14 protein-coding genes are annotated in these 20267 nt (G+C 63.0%); 6 read left to right on the forward strand and 8 right to left on the reverse strand.

Annotated elements, in window-relative coordinates; genetic code table 11:
* Window positions 1-80: 80 nt before the first annotated feature.
* Window positions 81-998: a LysR family transcriptional regulator ArgP gene (locus ACFOW7_RS16815; RefSeq protein WP_378166441.1), complete on the reverse strand. Its 918-nt coding sequence runs from the start codon at window positions 996-998 to the stop codon at window positions 81-83.
* 105 nt (window positions 999-1103) lie between these two features.
* On the opposite strand from ACFOW7_RS16815, the gene ACFOW7_RS16820 reads away from it, so the two are divergent.
* The 4 genes from ACFOW7_RS16820 to ACFOW7_RS16835 all read left to right on the forward strand — a co-directional run bounded on the left by ACFOW7_RS16820 (window position 1104) and on the right by ACFOW7_RS16835 (window position 5088).
* The gene (locus tag ACFOW7_RS16820; protein ID WP_378166443.1) at window positions 1104-1706 is read left to right on the forward strand and encodes a LysE/ArgO family amino acid transporter; all 603 of its coding nucleotides are present in this window, start codon (window positions 1104-1106) and stop codon (window positions 1704-1706) included.
* Window positions 1707-1770: 64 nt separating this feature from the next.
* Window positions 1771-3039, forward strand: a complete 1269-nt coding sequence (locus ACFOW7_RS16825; protein ID WP_378166445.1) for an HD-GYP domain-containing protein — start codon at window positions 1771-1773, stop codon at window positions 3037-3039.
* Between the two features lie 159 nt (window positions 3040-3198).
* The gene (locus ACFOW7_RS16830; RefSeq protein ID WP_378166447.1) at window positions 3199-3744 is read left to right on the forward strand and encodes an RBBP9/YdeN family alpha/beta hydrolase; all 546 of its coding nucleotides are present in this window, start codon (window positions 3199-3201) and stop codon (window positions 3742-3744) included.
* Window positions 3745-4047: 303 nt separating this feature from the next.
* A complete protein-coding gene (locus ACFOW7_RS16835) occupies window positions 4048-5088 on the forward strand; it encodes an FkbM family methyltransferase (protein ID WP_378166449.1) in 1041 nt (346 codons plus the stop codon).
* Between the two features lie 194 nt (window positions 5089-5282).
* On the opposite strand, the gene ACFOW7_RS16840 is transcribed toward ACFOW7_RS16835, so the two are convergent.
* From ACFOW7_RS16840 to ACFOW7_RS16870, 7 genes are all read right to left on the reverse strand, one after another.
* The gene (locus ACFOW7_RS16840) at window positions 5283-6695 is read right to left on the reverse strand and encodes an FAD-dependent oxidoreductase (RefSeq protein WP_378166451.1); all 1413 of its coding nucleotides are present in this window, start codon (window positions 6693-6695) and stop codon (window positions 5283-5285) included.
* Between the two features lie 81 nt (window positions 6696-6776).
* Window positions 6777-11234, reverse strand: a complete 4458-nt coding sequence (gene gltB / locus ACFOW7_RS16845) for a glutamate synthase large subunit (protein WP_378166453.1) — start codon at window positions 11232-11234, stop codon at window positions 6777-6779.
* A gap of 476 nt (window positions 11235-11710) precedes the next feature.
* Window positions 11711-12481, reverse strand: coding sequence for a substrate-binding periplasmic protein (locus ACFOW7_RS16850; protein ID WP_378166455.1), 771 nt, complete (start codon window positions 12479-12481; stop codon window positions 11711-11713).
* A 496-nt stretch (window positions 12482-12977) separates the two neighbouring features.
* Window positions 12978-14978 (reverse strand): putative bifunctional diguanylate cyclase/phosphodiesterase, encoded by a 2001-nt coding sequence (locus ACFOW7_RS16855; protein ID WP_378168064.1) that lies wholly within the window; start codon window positions 14976-14978, stop codon window positions 12978-12980.
* Between the two features lie 16 nt (window positions 14979-14994).
* On the reverse strand, window positions 14995-15543 hold the full coding sequence (locus tag ACFOW7_RS16860; protein WP_378166457.1) for a heme NO-binding domain-containing protein: 549 nt from the start codon (window positions 15541-15543) through the stop codon (window positions 14995-14997).
* Window positions 15544-15952: 409 nt separating this feature from the next.
* On the reverse strand, window positions 15953-17176 hold the full coding sequence (locus tag ACFOW7_RS16865) for a GNAT family N-acetyltransferase (protein WP_378166460.1): 1224 nt from the start codon (window positions 17174-17176) through the stop codon (window positions 15953-15955).
* A gap of 166 nt (window positions 17177-17342) precedes the next feature.
* Window positions 17343-18197, reverse strand: coding sequence for a PhzF family phenazine biosynthesis protein (locus ACFOW7_RS16870; protein WP_378166462.1), 855 nt, complete (start codon window positions 18195-18197; stop codon window positions 17343-17345).
* Between the two features lie 206 nt (window positions 18198-18403).
* Here ACFOW7_RS16870 and pcnB point away from each other — a divergent pair, with 206 nt between their 5' ends.
* Both pcnB and folK read left to right on the forward strand, forming a co-directional pair.
* Window positions 18404-19732 carry a polynucleotide adenylyltransferase PcnB gene (gene pcnB, locus ACFOW7_RS16875; RefSeq protein WP_378166464.1) on the forward strand — a complete coding sequence of 443 codons (1329 nt, stop codon included), beginning with the start codon at window positions 18404-18406 and terminating at the stop codon, window positions 19730-19732.
* A complete protein-coding gene (gene folK / locus ACFOW7_RS16880; RefSeq protein ID WP_378166467.1) occupies window positions 19729-20256 on the forward strand; it encodes a 2-amino-4-hydroxy-6-hydroxymethyldihydropteridine diphosphokinase in 528 nt (175 codons plus the stop codon). Before pcnB ends, folK begins: the two co-directional genes overlap by 4 nt.
* Window positions 20257-20267 lie beyond the last annotated feature (11 nt).

Below are 20267 nucleotides of genomic sequence, written 5' to 3' on the forward strand. Positions count from 1 at the left end.
GGCAACGCCGATCTAGCGGGAAATGCGCGAATGCCGATTGTGCGCGGACGCTGAATCGAGGCGTCCGTCTTCTTCCATGGTCATCGCGCCCCGCCTAAAACGCTGTCCTCATCCTGCCGCAGCCGTTGTCTTGCCCCCGTGACGATGCGGCGGAACACCGCCTCCACCCCGGGCGCCTGGATCTGCCAGGCATGCCAGTAAAGCGGCATGTCGAGCGGTCGGCCTGGCGCCAGATCGACCAGTTCACCGTTGGCGAGCAGGGTCCGCACCGTGGGCTCCGGCACCAGCACATAGCCAAAGGCCAGCCGCGCCAGATCGACGAAAGCCTGTGACGACGGCACCAGATGGAAGGGATAGGCTTCGGCCCCGATGCCGAATTCCTGTGCCAGATAGGCGTTATGGAGCTTGTCCTTGCGGTCGTAGACCAGGGCGGGGGCCTTGAGTAGCGTGCTGCGGTCGAGCCCGCGCGGGAAATAGCGCCGGGCGAAAGCAGGCGCTGCCACGCACAGATAGCGCAGCGCGCCCAGCGCGATCGCCTCGCAACCGCGCATCGCCCGCGGCCGGGTCGAGACACAGCCCAGCACTTCGCCGTGGGCCAGCAGTTCGTGGGTGTAATCCTCGTTATCGAGTTCGAGTTCACACAGATAAGGCGTGTCGGCGAACGCCTCGCTCAATACGGCCGGAAACCAGGCGTGCAGGCTGTCGGCATTGACGGCGATCCGCAGCCGTGAGGGACCGGCTTCCTCGCCTTGCAGCGCCCGCGAGGCCTCCTCTTCAAGCAGGCGGATACGGTCGAGATAGCGCAGCAGGGTCTGCCCCGCGCCCGTGGGCAGGCAAGGCCGGCTGCGGGTCAGCAGGGTCTGGCCGAAGCGGGTTTCCAGCGCCCGCACCCGTTGCGACACGGCCGACTGGGTCAGATGCAGCACCGTCGCGGCACGCTCGAAACTGCCTTCGCGGGCCACGGTCAGGAAAGCGTCGAGCAAGCGGCCATCGAGCATTTATATAAGCCTTTTTAATGAATCCAGAAAAAGATTAATAAAACTCGTGCTGACTGACCAGGCTGTTTAGGCTTCGTCCTCATCGAGCAAGCCGGAGTGGGCAGTATGAATGCAGCGTATTGGCAGGGTTTGGGAATGGGTGTCGGACTGATCGTCGCCATCGGCGCACAGAACGCCCATGTCTTGCGGATGGGGCTATTGCGGCGCCATGCGCTGCTGACGGCAGCGGTCTGCGCCGTATGCGATGCCTTGCTGATTGCAGCGGGCCTGATCGGGATGGGGACCCTGATGCGTGAAGTCCCCGGCTTGCTGGAATTGGCCCGCTGGGCCGGTGCGGCTTATCTGCTGTGGTATGCGTTGCGGGCCTTTCGGGCGGCGTTGGCGGCCGATGCGCTGGTGGCGGCGCGAGCGGCGGCGGTCGCCGGTTGGAAGGCGGCCTTGCTGACGGCCCTGGGCTTCAGTTTGCTCAACCCGCATGTCTATCTGGACACGGTGATATTGCTGGGCTCGATCGGTGGCCGGCATGCCTGGCCCGATCGGCTGCAATTCGGTTTAGGGGCGATCACCGCTTCCTTGCTGTGGTTCTTCGGCCTGGCCCTGGGCGCGCATCTGCTGGCGCCCTGGTTTGCCCGGCCGGCGGTGTGGCGCGTGCTCGATCTGCTGACCGGGACGGTCATGCTGATACTGGCGGTGAGCCTGGTGTGGTAGCCCTCGTGGCACGGGCGTGCCGGCTATAGTGAGTAGCGGAAAAACCCTTCCTCTACCTCCTGCGATGCCTACCTCCGCCCAAGTGCACTATGTGACCCCCGACAGGTTGTGTATCGGCCTGTATATCCGGCTTGAGCTGGACTGGTCGCAACATCCTTTCGCCTTCAACCAGTTCAAGATCAAGAATCAGGCACAGATCGATACCTTGCGCGCTCTGGGGGTGGAGCGTTTTCGTTATGACCCTGGCCGCAGCGACGTCGCCCCACCGCCTGAGGCGAACCGACAGCCGGCAGTGCCGCCAGCACCGGCTGATGAGGCGATCCAGGCGGCCATTGCCGCCAAACGGGCACGGCTTGAGCGGGTGGGACGCCAGCGCGCCGCCATCCACGATTGCGAGAAGAAGCTGTTGGGAGCGAGCCGGGCAATCAAGGCCATCAACCGCAATCTGTTTGCCCGGCCGCAGGAGTCCTTGCAGGAAGCCAACAACCTGGTCGAGACCATGCTCGACTCGATGCTGACCGAGCGCGATATCGCCATCCATCTGATGAACGACAAGCTGGCCGGTGAAGAGGTCTATCACCATCAGCTCAATGTGGCGGTGCTGGCAATGATGCTGGGCAAGCAGCTCAAACTGGGCCGCGATGAGATCCGGGCCTTGGGGCTGGGGGCGCTGTTTCACGATATCGGCAAGGTCGAGATGCCGGAAAAGCTGCTCTATAAAACCGAGCCGCTGTCGCCCAGCGAAGCCGAATTGATGGAGCGCCATGTCCAGTTCGGTCTTGAGATCGGCAAGAAACTCAATCTGCCGCCCGAAGCGCTGGCCATCGTGTTCCAGCATCATGAGCATGTCGATGGCTCGGGTTATCCGCGTGGCCTCAAAGGGGCGGAGATTCTGCCGCTTGGCAAGATCGTCTGTATCGCCAACGTCTACGACAATCTGTGCAACCGGCCCAATCCACGCGATTCGCTCACCCCCTATGAAGCGCTGGCGCAGATGTTTGCCCAGCACCGCAGCCATTTCGAGCCGGCGCCGCTCAATCTGTTTATCCGCTGCATGGGCGTCTATCCGCCCGGGGCCCTGGTCCAGCTGTCCAATAACGCCCTGGGGCTGGTGATGGCGGTCAATACCAACCATCCGCTCAAGCCCTGTGTGCTGATCTATGAACCGGCGGTGCCCAAGCATGAGGCAGTGATTCTCGATCTGGAGGAGGAACCGGAGTTGCAGATCATCAAGAACATCCGGCCGGCCCAGTTGCCGCAGCAGGTGTTCGATTACCTCAATCCACGCAAGCGCATGACCTACTACTTCGATACGAGTGAGCGCTCAGAGTGAATATATTTATTTGTTAATATAAATGGCTTTATATCTGGAAAATAGCTTGCAGAAAATATTCATTTCTGAGCATTGCGCTTGATTTCCCCGGGCCGCTGACCGACACTGCGCGGCGCGCCATCTGGTAGTACTTCTTCTCCCTCTGACAAGGAAATAGGCATGTCCGCCCGCATTCTGATTCTGCCTGGTCTGTACGACTCGGGTCCGCAACACTGGCAATCGCGCTGGCAGGCGCGTTTTCCGCAGATGAGCCGGGTCGAGCAGGCGGATTGGCAAACCCCGGTCTGCAATGATTGGGTGGAGCGGCTGGAACAGGTGGTCGCACTCGACGCCGAACAGGTGGTGCTGGTCGCGCACAGCCTGGCTTGCGTGCTGGTGGCGCGCTGGGCGGAGCGCTATCCGCGCCGGATTCGCGGTGCCTTGCTGGTGGCACCGAGCGATACGGAAGGGCCGAATTTCCCGACCGGCACCAGTGGCTTTCAGCCGATGCCGGGCAATCACCTGCCTTTTCCATCCATCGTGGTGGTCAGCAGCGAAGACCCCTACGCCGAACTATCGCGCAGCGAGCGCTTTGCCGCCGATTGGGGCGCGGAACTGGTCAATATCGGCCCCAGAGGCCATATCAACGGCGAAAGCGGCCTGGGCGACTGGCCCGAAGGCTTGGCTTTGCTTGCCCGGCTTTGCGGAGAACCGTTGCCTGGCTGAGGATGCTGAAGCATTTCCGATTCGATCGTACCGGTGGCCGCGCTGGTAGGTCGGTGTGAGGCTGCCCCATGGTGTTCGGACGAGCCGATGTCGAGTTCTTCAGGAGAGCGTGGAAGGGCTGCGGGGAGGCCGCTGGACGAATGGCGGGGGTATATGGAGAAGTTCGCTTGTCATGGCTTGTCGGGCTATGTGACGATGCGCGGATATGACGTTGGGAACCGGCGCGATGGTCGCGTCGCCCTGCAAGCGGCGTCCTGTCTTGTATGATTCAAAGACCCCTCTAACCGGAAGAAAAGTATGTTTATGCAGGCCGATCAGTGGCTCGATGTCATGCTGGCGCGTTTCTATCAGTTCGTGCATGGCTACGAACAGGACAATTTCGATCACGAACGCTACGCCGGCGAAGACCCGGGCAATTTCGCCCTGAGCCGGCATGTGCATTATCTGAAATTCTTTATGGCCAACTACGCGCAGCTGTTTCAGACCCGTGCGCTGCTGGCTGACGAGGCGTCAAGGGAATGGCTCGATAAGCTGATCCTGTACCGCTTGCTGGGTCATCACCATATCCGCCTGCTCGACGATGCCCCGGCGCAATGGGCGATCCGCGAACAGGTCAAGGGCTATCTGGTCAGCGAGCGCGAGGAGAAGGGGCTACTGGGGCAACTGGGCAATTACGAGGTGCCGGTCGATGATCGACTGATCCGCTTTGCCGGTTGGTCGTGCAATGTGGCCTGGGCCTTCTTTATCCGCCAGTACTATTTCGAACGCGACGGCGTGGTGATCAAGCCCGAAGCGGGCGACCATATCATCGACGCCGGCGCCTGCTTCGGCGACACCGCCCTGGCCTTTGCCGCCTCAGCCGGGCCGTCGGGCCGGATCTACAGCTTCGATATGCTGCCGGCCCATTGCCGCATCCTGCGCGAGAATATCGCCAACAACCCCGATATCGGCGCCAGCATCACCGTGCTGCCGTATGGGGTGTCCGACGAAGACAAGAATATCGATCTGGTGCTCGATCAGGGCAACGCCATCAATCCGGGTGCCCGGCTCAATACCGATAGCTTCCCGATCCGTCGTATCGATTCGCTGGCCGACGAGAAGGTGATCGAGCGGGTCGACTTTATCAAGATGGATATCGAAGGCTCGGAGCTGGCTGCCTTGCGCGGCGCCGAACAGACCCTGCGCCGCTGGCGGCCCAAGCTGGCGATTTCGATCTACCACGATACCACCGACTATATCTCGATTCCGCAATACCTGGCGTCGCTCGACCTGGGCTACCGCTTCTACCTCGACCACTACACCATCCATCAAGAAGAAACGGTGCTGTACGCTACGGCCCGCTGAAGCCGGGCCAGGACGCCAGGTTGTGCACGCTTGGCGTCCGATACTGCCTGTGGTCCTGGATTTCGCTGGGATTCGTCCGCGACGGACTGCCAGTCAACCTGTGACTCGGCCTGCAAGTTGGACAGTCCGGACACAAGATTGCAGGCTTCGTCATACCACCGGCCCGCCCCAGGCGGGCCGGGCCGGTGCCTTGCTCACCAGACGCCTAGATATCCCAGAATCCCTTCGGCCGCCTGGCGGCCTTCGAACACGGCCCGCACCACCAGGTCGGCGCCGCGCACCTGGTCGCCGCCGGCGAAGACCTTGGGGTGGCCGGTCTGATGCTTGAAGGTCTGACCGGCCGGCGCGAGCGTGCGGCCGCGTTCGTCGCTGCGGATGCCGTGCTGCTCGAACCAGGCGGCCGGGCTTGCCTGGAAACCGAAAGCGATGATCACCTGATCGCAGTCGAGAATCTGTTCCGAACCCGGGATCAGCTCAGGGCTGCGTCGGCCTTTGGCGTCGGGCTCGCCAAGCCGGGTTTCGACCAGTTTGACCCCGAGCGAACTGCCGCGCGAGATGATCTCGACCGGCTGGCGGTTCCACAGGAATTCCACCCCTTCTTCACGCGCATTGGCCACTTCGCGCTTGGAGCCCGGCATATTGGCCTCGTCGCGCCGATAGGCACAGACCACGCTGGCCGCACCCTGGCGGATCGCAGTGCGGTTGCAGTCCATCGCGGTATCGCCGCCGCCCAGCACGACGACGCGGCGGCCAGCCATATCCATCAGGGTTTCGCCTTCGGGCAAGGTGTGCATCCGGTGACGGATATTGTTGACCAGGTAGGGCAGGGCCTCGATCACCCCGGGCAGTTGTTCGCCCGGAAAGCCGCCCTTGAGGTACTGGTAGGCGCCCATGCCCATAAAGACCGCGTCGTAGTCGGCCAGCAGCGCTTCGAATTCGATATCGCGGCCGATTTCGGTATTGAGGCGGAATTCCACCCCCATCTCTTCGAGTATGGCGCGGCGGCGCCGTACCACGTCCTTTTCGAGCTTGAATTCGGGAATCCCGAAGGTCAGCAGACCGCCGATTTCCTCGTAGCGGTCGAACACCACCGGCGTCACGCCGTTGCGTACCAGCACGTCGGCGCAAGCAAGGCCAGCGGGGCCGGCGCCGATCACCGCGACGCGGCGGCCGGTCGGCACCACTTCGCTCATATCGGGCCGCCAGCCGGCCTTATAGGCTTCGTCGGTGATGTATTTCTCGATCGAACCGATGGTGACGGCGCCAAAACCGCCCTGGTTCAGGGTGCAGGCGCCTTCGCACAGCCGGTCCTGCGGACAGACCCGACCGCAGATTTCCGGCAGGGAATTGGTCTTGTGGCTCATCTCGGCCGCTTCGAACAGGCGGCCTTCGCGCACCAGCTTGAGCCAGTTGGGAATGTAGTTGTGGACCGGACATTCCCACTCGCAGTAAGGGTTGCCGCAGTCAAGGCAGCGCGACGATTGATCGGCCGCTTCATGACGGCCGAGCTGGGCGTAGATCTCGATAAATTTGCGCCGCCGCAGCGTGGCGTCGAACTTGGCACCGGGGTCGCGCGGCAGGTTCAGGAACTGGAATACGTCGCCCATGGGGCACCTCTTCTCGATAACGGCGCCGCCGCGACAGGCGCGACGGCGCAAATGGCTGGAAGGGAGCGCAGCTCCCGGCGCTTAGTCCTTCAGCAGGCTGTCTAGCCGTGCGGCCTTGGGTTTGACCAGCCAGAAGTAATCGACGTAGTCGTCGAAGTCTTCCAGGATCTGGGCGCCGATCACCGAATGGGTCAGGGTGGTATGGCGCTCGATCTGCTCGCGCAGGAAGGCGCGGTACTGGCCCATGGCCTCGCCATTGATCAGGTGGATATCGATCAGCTCGTTGTTGTAGCGGTAGGCAAAGCGCTCGTCGCGGTCATAGACCAGGGCAAAGCCGCCCGTCATCCCGGCGCCGAAGTTATGGCCGGTGGCGCCCAGCACGATCACGCAGCCGCCGGTCATGTATTCGCAGCCGTGGTCGCCCATCCCCTCCACCACCGCCAGCGCCCCCGAGTTACGCACGGCAAAGCGCTCGCCCGCCAGGCCCGAGGCGTACAGCTCGCCGCCGGTGGCGCCGTAGAGGCAGGTATTGCCGATGATCGCGGCCTCGTGCGGTTCGTACATCACGTCGCGCGGCGGATAGATCACCAGGCGACCACCGGCCATGCCCTTGCCGACATAGTCGTTGGCGTCGCCTTCGAGCGTCAGATGCAGGCCCGGTGCGTTCCACACACCCAGGCTCTGGCCGGCGCTGCCGCGCAGGCGGATATCGAGACAGCCTTCAGGCAGCCCTTCCGCGCCATGCTGGCGGGCGATCTCGCCCGAGAGGCGGGCGCCGATCGAGCGGTTGACGTTGCGGATCGTGTAGTCGAGCGTGGTCGGCGATTTGGTGCGAATGGCGAACGCGGCGTCCTTGACCATTCTCTCGGCCAGTTCGCCCTTGTCGAACGAAGGGTTGGACGGCTGCACACAATAGCGCGGCTCGCTGTCGGGAATATCGCCCTGACTCAGCAGCACATCGAGCCGCAGGCGGCCCTGACGTTCGCTATGGCCGGGCAGCAGCTCCAGCAGCTCGGTGCGGCCGATCAGTTCTTCCATGCTGCGCACGCCAAGCCTGGCCATCCACTCGCGTGTCTCGCGCGCGATAAAGGTGAAGTAGTTCACCACCATATCGGGCAAGCCGGTGAAGTACTTGGAGCGCAGTTTGATTTCCTGGGTGGCCACCCCGGTCGCGCAATTGTTGAGATGGCAGATCCGCAGATACTTGCAGCCCAGCGCCACCATCGGTCCGGTGCCGAAACCGAAGCTCTCGGCGCCCATGATGGCCGCCTTGACCACATCGAGACCGGTCTTGAGGCCGCCGTCGGTCTGCACCCTGACCCGGCCGCGCAGGCCATTGGCGCGCAGCACCTGCTGGGCCTCGGTCAGGCCGAGTTCCCACGGCGTGCCGGCGTATTTGACCGAAGTGATCGGCGAGGCGCCCGTGCCGCCGTCGTAGCCCGAGATGGTGATCAGATCGGCATAGGCCTTGACCACCCCGGCCGCGACGGTACCGACGCCCGGTTCGGCCACCAGCTTGACCGAGACCAGCGCCTGCGGATTGACCTGCTTCAGGTCGAAGATCAACTGGGCCAGGTCTTCGATTGAATAGATATCGTGGTGCGGCGGCGGCGAGATCAGGCTGATGCCCGGTTTGGCGCAGCGCAGCCGGGCAATCAGCGGCGACACCTTGTCGCCGGGCAACTGACCACCTTCGCCGGGCTTGGCGCCTTGTGCCACCTTGATCTGCAATACCTCGGCATTGACCAGATAGTGCGGCGTGACACCAAAGCGGCCCGAAGCGACCTGCTTGATCTTGGACATCCGCGCCGTGCCGTAGCGGGCCGGGTCTTCGCCGCCTTCGCCCGAATTGGAGCGGCCGCCCAGCCGGTTCATCCCTTCGGCCAGCGCTTCATGGGCCTCGGGGCTCAGCGCGCCCAGCGACATGCCGGCCGAGTCGAACCGCTTGACCAGCGCTTCGACCGGTTCGACTTCCTCGAGCGAGATGGCGCGGGCCGGGTCGAGCCGCAGACTCATCAGATCGCGCAGCATGGCCACCGGCCGCTGGTTGACCAGTTCGGCATAGGCCAGATATTCGCGATAGTCGCCGTTCTGCACCGCCTTTTGCAGTTGCATCACCACATCGGGGTTGTAGGCGTGGTATTCCTCGCCAAACACATACTTGAGCAGGCCGCCCTGGGCGATCGGCCGCATCGGATTGAACGCGGCGCGGGCCAGGGCCTTCTGGTCGGCCTCGAAGTCGGCAAAGTCGGCGCCGCCGATGCGCGATACCGTCTCGGCCATGCATAGCTGCACCACCTCCTCGGCGATCCCCACCGCTTCGAACAACTGGGCGCCACGGTAGCTGGCGATGGTCGAAATCCCCATCTTGGACAGCACCTTGAGCAGGCCCTTGTTGATGCCCTTGCGGTATTTGCTCATCGCTTCGGCCGGCTTCTCATCGACCAGCCCCTGACGCACCAGATCGGCGATGACCTGATAGGCCAGATAGGGGTAGACCGCCGTGGCACCATAGCCGAGCAGGCAGGCGAACTGGTGCGGATCGCGCGCGGTGGCCGTTTCGATCAGGATATTGGTCTTGCAGCGCAGGCCCGCATCGATCAGTCCCTGATGGACCGCCCCGACCGCGAACAGGGCATGGATGGGCAGACGATCGCGGCCGATGGCGCGGTCGGACAGGATGGCGATCACCACCCCGTCGCGCGAGGCAGCCACCACCTGGTCGCGCAGGGCCGTCAGGGCGCCGTGCAGGTCGGTGACGGCCGGGTCATAGCACAGATCGAAAGTCTGGGCACGGAACGCAGCCTCGGGGTGATTGGCCAGAATCTTGAATTTCTCGTGGCTCAGCACCGGGCTGCGCACTTCGATCCGTTTGGCGTGGTCGGCGGTTTCTTCGAAGATGTTTTTCTCCGAGCCGAACACGGTATTGAGCGACATCACGATTGCTTCGCGGATCGGGTCGATCGGCGGGTTGGTCACCTGGGCGAACTGCTGGCGCAGATAGTCGAACGGTGAGCGGACCTTGCCGCTCAGCACCGCCATCGGCGTGTCGTCGCCCATCGAACCGACCGCTTCCTGCCCCTCTTCGGCCAGTACGCGGATCACCTGATCGCGCTCTTCAAACGTGACCTGGAACAGCTTCTGGTATTCATTGAGCTGCTGCTTGTCGAACAGCGGCATCGACGAGTCCTCGTCGAGGCTGAGTTCGAGATGGGTGGCGTACTGCTTGATCCAGCGCCGGTAGGGGTGGTGGCTCTTGAGTTTCTGGTCGATCTCGTGCGGCAGCAGCAACTGGCCCGATTGCAGGTCGACCGCGATGATCTGGCCGGGCCGTACCCGGCCTTTTTTCACCACATCCTCGGTCTTGTAGTTCCAGACCCCGACTTCGGACGAAATGGTCAGATGGCGGTCGCGGGTGAGCACATAGCGGGCCGGACGCAGGCCGTTGCGGTCGAGCATGCAGCCGGCGTAGCGGCCATTGGTCAGCACGATGCCGGCCGGGCCGTCCCACGGCTCCATATGCATCGAGTTGTATTCGTAGAAAGCGCGCAGCTCCTTGTCGGTGCTGTCGACGTTCTGCCAGGCCGGCGGCACCAGCAGACGCAGCGCGCGGAAGAAGTCGATGCCGCCCATCAGCAGCCCTTCGAGCATATTGTCGAGGCTCATCGAGTCGGAGCCGTCGGTCTGCACGATCGGGCGGATATCGTTCATGTCGGGAATTAGCGGCGACGCCATGATGGCCTCGCGGGCGCGTGCCCACAGCCGGTTGCCCGAGATGGTGTTGATCTCGCCGTTATGGGCAAGGTAGCGGAACGGTTGCGCCAGTTTCCACTGCGGCCAGGTATTGGTGGAAAAGCGCTGGTGGAAGACGGCAAGGCTGGCGGTGAAGCGTTCGTCCTGGAGATCGGGGTAGAACACGGCCAGATTGTCGGGTGTCACCAGGCCCTTGTAGGACAGGGTATGCGCCGACAGCGTGGGGACATAGAAGGCCGGATCGGCCGCGGCATTGGCTTTTTCGGCCAGGCGGCGGCCGATATAGAGACGGCGCTCGAAGGTGGCGGCGTCCATGCTGGCCGGGCAGTTGACGAAGATCTGGCCGATGCTGGGCAGGGTCTTCAGGGCGTATTCGCCGCAGGCGCGGGTGTCAACCGGGACGTTGCGTACTCCAGCGACTTCGAGCCCCTGTTCTTCGAGGGCTGCTTTGAGCTGCTGTAGCGACTGCTTGCCAGTTTCGAGGTCGGCGCTGTGGAACACCAGACCGGCGGCGTAATGGTCGGCCAGATCGAAGCCCTTTTCCTTGGCCACGGTGCGCAGAAAGCTGTCGGGCTTGCGGAACAGCAGGCCGCAGCCATCGCCCGATTTGCCGTCGGCGGCCACGGCGCCACGGTGGGTCAGATTGGCCAGCGAGGAAATGGCGGTTGAAACAAGCCAGTGTGAAGGCTTGTCGTCCATGTGCGCGATCAGGCCGAAGCCGCAGCTGTCCTGTTCGAAACGCGGGTGGTAGAGCGTGCCGTTGAGTCGGCGCTGTCTGTCTTCCATTGCAACGTTACCCGTGTAGAACCGTGGCGCTGTCGCCGCAGACGACTGGCCACGTCATTTATTTATGGAGAAGCGGGGCGGCCAGCTGAACCGGACTCGGGTAACGCGGGGTGCGCGTAAGGGGGCCGGACCGGCGCGGGTGGCGCGTGGGTCCGGGGGCGGACGCCGCTCGGGTCTTGCCGCGTCGTTTGCCCTCGACCGGCCGATGCGCCGGTCATCGATTCGGGGTTCATGCCTGCCGAAAACAATGCCTGCTGCACCGCAAAGGTGCGAGCAGGCTTGATCGATTCTAGCCGAGCGCTTTGCGGCCGTGCAATGGTTTTGTGCAATGCAAGAACCGTTTCAAATCAACGATTTACCATTTAACGACTGTTTGAAATTTGCAACAAGGAGACATGCTTTTATTTTGAAGCGACGTCGGCGGCGACTACCACGCGCTTCTTCCGTCAGGCGGAACAGCGTTCCGCAGAAACTGGCTAAGGGGTGGTAAAGCTGTCGAAGTAACTGGCTGCCCGCGGCGATTCACGCAGTTTCTTCAGGCCACGGTTGAACAGGGCCAGCAGGCGGCTCGACTCGGGATGGCGCTTAGGCAGGATCAGATGGTAGGACACCACGTTATAGGCACGCGGATGATGGGTGATCCGCGCCACGTCTTCGGGCGGGAAGCCGCTACGCAGCACGGCATAGCCGACCTTGATATCGGACGGGAAAATATCGAAGCGCCCGGCCAGCAATTTGCGGAAGTTGTCGCTGTCGGTGTCGGCGCGCTGTACCTGGATACCGGGCAGTTTCTCGAATTCATAGGTGTAGCCGACGGTGCCGCCTATCTGGTAGTCGAGCAGGTCTTCAAAGCGCTTCCAGTCGAAGGTCGAGGTGCGCAGATGGAAAAACACCGAGCGGCCTTCAAAGATCGGATCGCTGAAGTGGAAGACCTCGCCCCGATCTTTCTCGAAGGTCCATACCACCGAGCCGTGATATTTGCCGCTCTCGGCCTCTAGATAGGCTCGGCGCCACGGACGAAATACATAACGCACTGTGATGCCCTCCTGGGCAAAGGCTTCGCTGACCACCCGGGAGGCAATGCCATAGTGCGGCGCCTGCTCGGAGAGATAAGGTGGCCATTCACCATTGGTCAGGGTGATCTCCTCGGCTACGGTGGCGGCGCTCCAGCAAAGGAACGGCAAACAGCACATCAGGCGGCAGAAGTTCATCATCGTGCGATCAGCGGTGGTGGTTCTTCTGAACATAGCAGTTGGCTGACGGGAAAGCGTTTATGCTGGCCGGACGGTGCAAGAAGTCGGTCAATTCCCTGTATTTTCAACTGTTTGGAAGGTGTTCTGGCTTGTCGGCTCAGGCGTCGATTCTGTGTCGGCAGCAGGGGAACCGCAGAGAGGGCTGAGACGGAGAAGGTGGGATGCCGCTGGGTGGCCGATGCAGTCTATGGTTCGGTGAGAAGTAAAAAATAAAAATTCAGGAAGGATTTCTGCAAGATATACTGCGGTATATAAACATAAATAAACATTTATTGGCCTGGCTGCTTGGCCTTGCTCCACTTTGTCCATCCTCACCTCCAAGCCAACCTCCACGCTTCCGGGGGAAGGACAGAGTGGGTGCCCGGCGGCAAGCACCGACACTGTGCCGCCACTTGCTGGCGCATTGACGGAAAACTCGGCGTCGTAGTGGACTGGCCAAGGCAAGCCTGTGGATGCGTCATTGCTGCGGGGACCGCTTGGAGACAGGGCGTCAATGCCTTTGCTGCTGTTGCCGCAGCGCCTGCTCAGCCGCAGTGCTGTCGAGCGGGCGGAAGAAGTAATAGCCCTGGGCGTAATCGCAGCGCAGATAGTTGAGCCGGTCGATCTCGGCGGCGGTTTCGGCGCCCTCGGCGATCACGGTCAGACCGAGGGTGCGGGCCAGCATCACAATGATTTCGGTGATCTGTTGCTTTTCCTCGTCGCCGTCGATCTGGCTGACGAAGGAGCGATCGACCTTGAGGGTATCGATGGGCAAGCGGCGCAGATAGCTCAGCGAGGAATAGCCGGTGCCGAAATCGTCGAGGCTGAGCTGGATGCCGATCCGCTTGAATTCGAGAAACAGCCGGCAAGCCAGCTCGGCGTCGTTCATCACCACGCTCTCGGTCAGTTCTAGCTTGAGGCTGTTGGGGGCGATTCCGCTATTGCGCACGATGGCCAGCAGCTCGTCGACCAGACCGTTCTCGCTCAACTGGCCCGCCGACAGATTGACGCTCATGGTCAAGGGCTGCTCTGAGGGGAATTCCTGTTGCCAGCGCTGTGCCTGACGGCAGGCTTCGGCCAAGACCCAGCGGCCGATCGGGCGTATCAGTCCGGTGTCTTCGGCCAGCGGAATGAATTCGGACGGTGGAATCAGCCCCCGGGTCGGATGGCGCCAGCGCAACAGCGCCTCGAAGCCACGGATACGGCCATCGGGCAGTGAGACGATGGGTTGATAGCACAGATGGAATTGCTGCTGGGCAATGGCCTGGTGCAGATCGGCTTCGAGCCGCAGCAGGTTGACCGCCTGCTCATGCATGGCCGAATCGAACACGGCCCAGCATGAGCGTCCCATGGCCTTGGCGCGGTACATGGCGACATCGGCATCGCGCAGCACATCCTCGACGGCCTCGTAGTGGCTCGAACTGAGCACGATGCCGATGCTGGCGCTGGTATAGATCTGCTGCTGGTTGATCAGGAACGGTTCGGCCAGCGCCTGCTGAATCCGTTCAGCCACCCGGATCGGATCGCTTGGGTCGCTGATATCGTCGAGCACGATGGTGAATTCATCGCCACCGAGACGGGCGACCACATCCTCATCCGGATGATCGCCGTATTCGCCGATATGGCGGCCGATCAGGTCGGTATGGCGCAGACAGGTGGTCAAGCGCTGCGCCACGGCCACGATCAGTTGATCGCCGGCCAGATGACCCAGGCTGTCGTTGACCAGCTTGAAGCGATCGAGGTCAAGAAACAGCACGGCAAACTGATAGTCGGCATGGCGCCGGCTGCGCTTGAGCAGCCCTTGCAGCCGATCGAGAAACAGGGCGCGGTTGGCAAGCTGGGTCAGGGCGTCGTGCAGGGCATCGTGCAGCAGCCGGTCCTTGGCCCGTTTACGTTCCACCACCCGGCCAAGCTGGGTGCCGATCTGGCGCATCACCCGCAATACCCCATCGTCGGGCGCGAGCGGTTTCTCGGCGAAGAATTCCAGTACGGCCACCACTTCTGTCCCGATCAGCACCGGAAAGCAGAAGGCTGCCCGCAATCCCACCGCCTGCGCCACCTCGGCGCGCAGGAAGTGGTTGTCGAGCGTGACATCGACCACCCATTCAGGCTGGCCGCTTTGCCAGATGCGTCCAGGCAGGCCGTGGCCCGGCCCGAAGGTCATGGTTTCGGTCGCATGGCAGAACGGCTCATAGCGTCCAGGCAGGTCGAGATGCCAAAGCTGGGTCGAATGGAGCCGGTGATCGTCCTTGCCCGGCGGCGGTACATAGAAGGCATGGCCGACCGGCCATTGGGTGTAGCGGCAGATTTCGCGGATCGCCAGCAAGATGGTGTCGTCCACCCGGACCGTTTCGTTGGCCGCCACCGCGATGGCTTCGAGCAGGGCGATTTCCTGCTGACGCTGGTAGAGATCGCGCAGGCCGCGTTCGGCGATCGCTTCGGCTTCCTGGCGGGCACTGGCTTCGCGCTGTAGACGGCGGGTCAGGCGCAGGTATTGCGGGTCTTCAAGCATGGCAGACAACGACCATTCAGCGCGACGGCGCTGTGAACTCGATCTGGAACAGACATTTGCTGTCACCGCGATGCATGCATTGCGACTGACTCAGCCCCACCTGCTCGCCGTAGAAGTCGGCCGAGCCGATGATAAAGCCTTCGGCCAGCGCGCAGAGACGGCGTTCCGAGCGGTAGCCGATTCGCAGTATCCGGTCGTCGCTGGTATCGAAGTCGAATACCGGCGTGGTCGCGCCCGGGTAGAGCTTGCGGACTTCGGGATGGATGATGTGATTGAGCGTCAGCAGAAAGCTGCGGCTATCGCCATGGCCACTGAAGAACATCGGATAGCGCTCGGCCAGCCGTGGCATCGCCTGGCGGCCGAACCAGCGCAGTATCGCTTCGGGCGGCTGCTTGAGCGCGCTGGCGGCGGCCATCACCAGCTTGAACACCTCCTCGTCGGCATAGCTGCCCAGCGAGGTATAGGCGCCGTGGACGCCCGCTGTGTCGAGCAGGTCATCCCAGGTGTCGTCACCATAGTGGTGTCGGACCACCTCTTCGAGCAGATTAAAGACGATTCCTTTCACGATACGGCTCCTTTGCCAGCCTCTGTCCCGCTACCACGGCGGCAAATGCCGGACGTATCTGCTGATGAGGTGATTATTGTCCAGAGGCACGGTTATGCAATGCAGCGTGAACCGGCAAATCACTTCCAGGCAAGCGGAGAATGGGGGCCAGTATAGGGAGAAACCTGCCGGCCATAACCTCGGCTAAGTCCCAGGCAGGGGACCAGGGTGGCCGGCGGCCGAAGGCAGACTCCCTAGCTCGGTGGGCTAAGGAGGGGGAGTGATGGAAAAGTCCGAGGGTGAGTCAGAATAGTTTTCTTTCTTAATAGGAGTGGTTTCTATTGTTGGATAGGTATTTTCTGATTATTTGCATTGGCCTCCCGGTCCTTGCCGTCTCCCTCAACCCGTCCTCCACGCCAGCGCATCCGCCCTAAACGCTGACGCCCTCGCTGCTGCTGCGCTTGAACGGACTGAATTCCGGCGCTTCCTCGTGCTGGATAAAGCGCAGCAGCGGCCGGATGAACTGATTCAGCATCGGCTGGCGATGGCGTACCCAGACATGGATGGTTTCGGGCTCGCAGCCAAGTCGGGCCTTGGGTTCGAGCGCGGTGCGGCCAAACGAGATGCGGCGGCAGCCGAAATCGAGCGACTGGGCCAGCGAGGCATGCAGCAGGCGCAGATAGAGCGGAATGCCGCTGCGCGCGACCTCGCGGTCGAAGCCGATATGGTAGGCGTAGGCAGTGTCGCCATCCTTGAGCGTGGCGATAAAGCCGTGCAGCGTGTCGCCCTGGAAGGCGCCATGGATCACCAGCCGCTCGCCGGCGGCCGCTTGCAGTGCCGGCCAGTAGTCGTCGTTGAGGGTGAACGGGCGCAGGCTGGCGTTGCCGTGGACCTGGAGATAGAGCGCCTGCAGCCGTTCACGCAGGGCTTCGGGCTGGTCGATCGGGCGGATGGCAAAACCGGCCGCTTCGAACGGCTTCATCACCTGCTGCTTGATGGCGCTGCGGTATTTGGAGGTCAGGCTGGCCAGATAGTCGGCGTAGCTGCCGATATCGGCGCCCAGGCTCAGCACCATATTGGGTTCGGTTTCGACGGCGGCGTAGCTGAGTCCGGCCAGTGCCGCGCTTTGCTGGCGGTGCAGTTCGGGCAGATCCTTGATCAGCACGATATTGGTCTGACCGGCGATCTTCTCGGCACGCCGCACCCGGTAGAGCGCCTCGGCCACGGCCGGCCAGACGGCGGCCGGGTCAACGTCCGGGGCGAAGCAGACCGCATGCATGCCATAACTGAGCAGATTGCCGCAGACCAGGATGCGCTGGGCCAGTTTGTCCTTGAGCTTGCTGTCGGCAGGCTGGCCGAGCTGGTTCAGGCTGACCCGCACGATCTGCATGCAGACGGCCGCCAGTGGCCGCTCGTCGTCGGAGATCAGGGCGTAGCGCGGTTCCAGATTGTCCGGGCCTGCCTGTTCGAGCAAGGTCAGATAGTCAGCGGAGAAGAAGAAGCTGCCCCTGGCCGTCACGGCTTCCCAGTCGGCCGGATTGAGCTGGCGCAGCCGGCTGGCAATGGCGAAATGGTAGCCGTTGGCTTGGCGCAGCCGCTTGCGTTCCTGGAGACGACGGGCCAGCGGGCCGGGGAGCTTGGGCAAGAGTTTCATGGCAAAGGCATACAGATGGCGGAGCGGCCTGTTTAGCACAGCCAGCCGCCCCGCCGCCAGCGCCAGCCAGCGGCTGGCTAAGGAGATTTTCCTTTTCTGTTTATTGCCTTACTGGGTATTGGATATTCTTGGCAATAAATTTTCTTTGGAAGTTGCCGGGCCTCGATCACAGCCGCAGCTCACCGCTGCCGAGTTCCACTACCGTGCCGCTGACAAAGATGCGCCGCTCGCGGTCGACTTCGAGGCCCAGCACATTGAGCCGGCCGCTGCTGCGGCCTTGTTCGATCCGGGCACGCAGGGGCAAGGGCTGACCGGTCGCCAGCCACCAGCCGCCCAGATTGGCGCAGGCCGAGCCGGTACCCGGATCTTCGGCCACGGCGCCGTTCTGTAGCCAGAAAAAGCGGCTCTCGAAACCCTGTTCGGTGCGGGCAAAGACGTAGACGGTGGCCGGAACCGGGTCGTCGGCGAATACCTGCTGCAATCCCGCCACGCTTGGCCGGCAGGCCAGCACCTGTTCGGGACTGCTGAGCGGCACCAGTGCCTGTTCGGTGCCGCAACTGACCCGCAGCGCCGGCGCTTCGATCGCCTCGGGAGGCAGATCGAGCGCAGCGGCAATTGTCGAGCGTTCGGCATCGAGCGGCCGCCAGCGCGGCGCGGCGGCTTCGAGCGTCCAGGTCGAGTCCGTGGCGCAGAGGGCGAGCGGGCCGATATTGAGTTCGAGTTCGAAACGGTCGCCGCAGCCGTGCAGCGCCCGCACCACCTCGGCGCTGCCCAGGGTCGGGTGGCCGGCGAAATCGAGTTCGTAATCGGGCGAGAAGATGCGCAGCCGCGCGGCGGCCTTACTCGATGGCAACAGGAAAACCGTCTCGGACAGATTGAATTGGCGGGCAATGGCCTGCATACGATGGGTGTCGAGGGCGCTGGCGTCCTCCACCACGGCCAGTGCATTGCCGCACAGCGGATACGCCGGCGTACCCGGTTCGGCGAACACATTGAGCAGTCGATAGCGCAATACAGTCATAAACACCTCCTCTGAACTTGGTAAGCCGGAGCCGGCCGCTAATAATCCGGAAGAGTGCGAAGGAGGGTGCCGGAGTCGGCCCTCGCTGGCATATAATCCGGCGCTGTTATAGCGTCGCTGGCCTGGTACTGACGTGCCATGAATCGCCGGCGTTAGCGGTTATAATTGACGGTTCGCAGTTCAATCCAACAAGTCACCTCAAGCCAATGATTCGTAAATTGATCGGCCGCGTGCTGGGCCTGAAGAAGCGCCACGGAGGCGGCCGCGTCGTCATCCCCATCAAACGTCACGGCATCCGCCGCGAGCAATTGCCGAGCTTTGCGCTCAAGGTGACTGATCGCCTGCAAGAGGCCGGTTTCGAGGCTTTCGTGGTCGGCGGTGCGGTCCGCGATCTATTGCTGGGCAAGGTGCCTAAGGACTTTGACGTCGCCACCAACGCCACTCCTGAAGAAGTGAACAAACTGTTCCGTCGCTCCCGGATCATCGGCCGCCGTTTCCGGCTGGTCCATGTACTGTTCGGCGAGGAAGTGGTCGAGGTGTCCACCTTCCGGGGCGGCGGTGAAGCCATGACCGACGACTCGGGTCGCATCATTCGCGACAATGCCTGGGGCAGCCAGGAAGACGACGCCAAGCGGCGCGACTTTACCGTCAACGCCCTGTTCTACGACCCGAGCCGTGAAGAGATCATCGATTACCACGGCGGCGTGGCCGATATCGAAAAGAAACGCCTGGTGATGATCGGCCCGCCGGCCCAGCGCTACCGCGAAGACCCGGTGCGGATGCTGCGGGCGGTGCGCCTGGCCGCCAAGCTCGGCCTGACCATCGATCCGGTGACGCGGCGCCCGATCCGCGAACATGCCGATCTGCTGGCCAATGTACCCGCTTCGCGGCTGTTCGACGAGATGTTGAAGCTGCTGTTCTCGGGTCAGTCGTGGGCCTGTCTGTGCCAGTTGCGCGAAGACAATCTGCACCACGGCTTCTTCCCCCTGCTCGACAAGATGTTCGAGGCGCCAAGCGGCGCGACTTTCCTGCGGATGGCGCTCGAAAACACCGACGCCCGCGTGCGCGCCGACAAGCCGGTGTCGGCCGGTTATGTGTTTGCCGCGCTGCTGTGGCTCGAAGTGCTCGATAACTGGGCACGCCGCAAGACGGCCGGCGAGAAGCCGATGCCGGCGCTGTTCTCGGCCATCGACGAGGTCGAAGCGGTGCAGGAGGAGAAACTGGCCATCCCGCGCCGCTACGGCACGGCGATGAAGGAAATCTGGATGCTGCAACCGCGCTTCGAGCAACGCTCGGGCGCCAAGCCGTTCAAGCTGCTTGAGCATCCGCGCTTTCGCGCCGGTTACGATTTCCTGTGCCTGCGTGCCGGGGCCGGCGAAATCGAACAGGAGCTGGCCGACTGGTGGACCCGCTTCCAGGACGTCAGCGGTGCCGAGCGCGAAGCGATGCTGCTGCGCCCGGCCGCCGGCGAAGGTACGCAGAAACGGCGGCGGCGGCGCAGCAGCGCCGGGCGGCAGACGGCGGCCAGCGAATGAGCCAGGTCGCCTATATCGGACTTGGTGCCAATCTGGGCGACGCGGCAGCCACCGTCACGGCAGCGGCCGAGGCGCTGGTCGCCTTGCCCGCCACCCGTCTGCTCGGCCGCTCTTCGCTCTATCGCAGCGCGCCGGTCGGCTATCTCGATCAGCCTGATTTCATCAATGCCGTGGCCGCGGTCGAGACCGAACTGGACGCCGCAGCCCTGCTCGACGGGCTGTTCGAGATCGAAGCAGCCTTCGGCCGGCAGCGGACTTTCCGCAATGCCCCGCGCACGCTCGACCTCGACCTGTTATTGTTCGGCCGCGAACGCATCGGCCGGCCCGAGCTGACCGTGCCGCATCCGCGACTGGCCGAGCGTGGCTTCGTGCTGCTCCCGCTGGCTGAACTGGCGCCCGATCTGCTGATCGAAGGACTGGGACCGCTGGCCGAGTTGCTGGCCGCTTGCCCGGGCGAGTTGCCGCAGCGTTTGTCCCAATCGGTCCCCTCGTCGGCAGCAATGCCAGACGTGGCGCGCCACTGAGGCGAATAGAC

The organism is Chitinimonas lacunae, from assembly GCF_042650885.1.
GTDB classification, from domain to species: domain Bacteria; phylum Pseudomonadota; class Gammaproteobacteria; order Burkholderiales; family Chitinimonadaceae; genus Chitinimonas_A; species Chitinimonas_A lacunae.

Bases quoted from the DNA above. Each gene is read 5' to 3' on its own strand.
- ACFOW7_RS16815 (WP_378166441.1), bottom strand. From the start codon at position 998: ATGCTCGATGGCCGCTTGCTCGACGCTTTCCTGACCGTGGCCCGCGAA.
- ACFOW7_RS16820 (WP_378166443.1), top strand. From the start codon at position 1,104: ATGAATGCAGCGTATTGGCAGGGTTTGGGAATGGGTGTCGGACTGATC.
- ACFOW7_RS16825 (WP_378166445.1), top strand. From the start codon at position 1,771: ATGCCTACCTCCGCCCAAGTGCACTATGTGACCCCCGACAGGTTGTGT.
- ACFOW7_RS16830 (WP_378166447.1), top strand. From the start codon at position 3,199: ATGTCCGCCCGCATTCTGATTCTGCCTGGTCTGTACGACTCGGGTCCG.
- ACFOW7_RS16835 (WP_378166449.1), top strand. From the start codon at position 4,048: ATGCAGGCCGATCAGTGGCTCGATGTCATGCTGGCGCGTTTCTATCAG.
- ACFOW7_RS16840 (WP_378166451.1), bottom strand. From the start codon at position 6,695: ATGGGCGACGTATTCCAGTTCCTGAACCTGCCGCGCGACCCCGGTGCC.
- gltB (WP_378166453.1), bottom strand. From the start codon at position 11,234: ATGGAAGACAGACAGCGCCGACTCAACGGCACGCTCTACCACCCGCGT.
- ACFOW7_RS16850 (WP_378166455.1), bottom strand. From the start codon at position 12,481: ATGTTCAGAAGAACCACCACCGCTGATCGCACGATGATGAACTTCTGC.
- ACFOW7_RS16855 (WP_378168064.1), bottom strand. From the start codon at position 14,978: ATGCTTGAAGACCCGCAATACCTGCGCCTGACCCGCCGTCTACAGCGC.
- ACFOW7_RS16865 (WP_378166460.1), bottom strand. From the start codon at position 17,176: ATGAAACTCTTGCCCAAGCTCCCCGGCCCGCTGGCCCGTCGTCTCCAG.
- ACFOW7_RS16870 (WP_378166462.1), bottom strand. From the start codon at position 18,197: ATGACTGTATTGCGCTATCGACTGCTCAATGTGTTCGCCGAACCGGGT.
- pcnB (WP_378166464.1), top strand. From the start codon at position 18,404: ATGATTCGTAAATTGATCGGCCGCGTGCTGGGCCTGAAGAAGCGCCAC.
- folK (WP_378166467.1), top strand. From the start codon at position 19,729: ATGAGCCAGGTCGCCTATATCGGACTTGGTGCCAATCTGGGCGACGCG.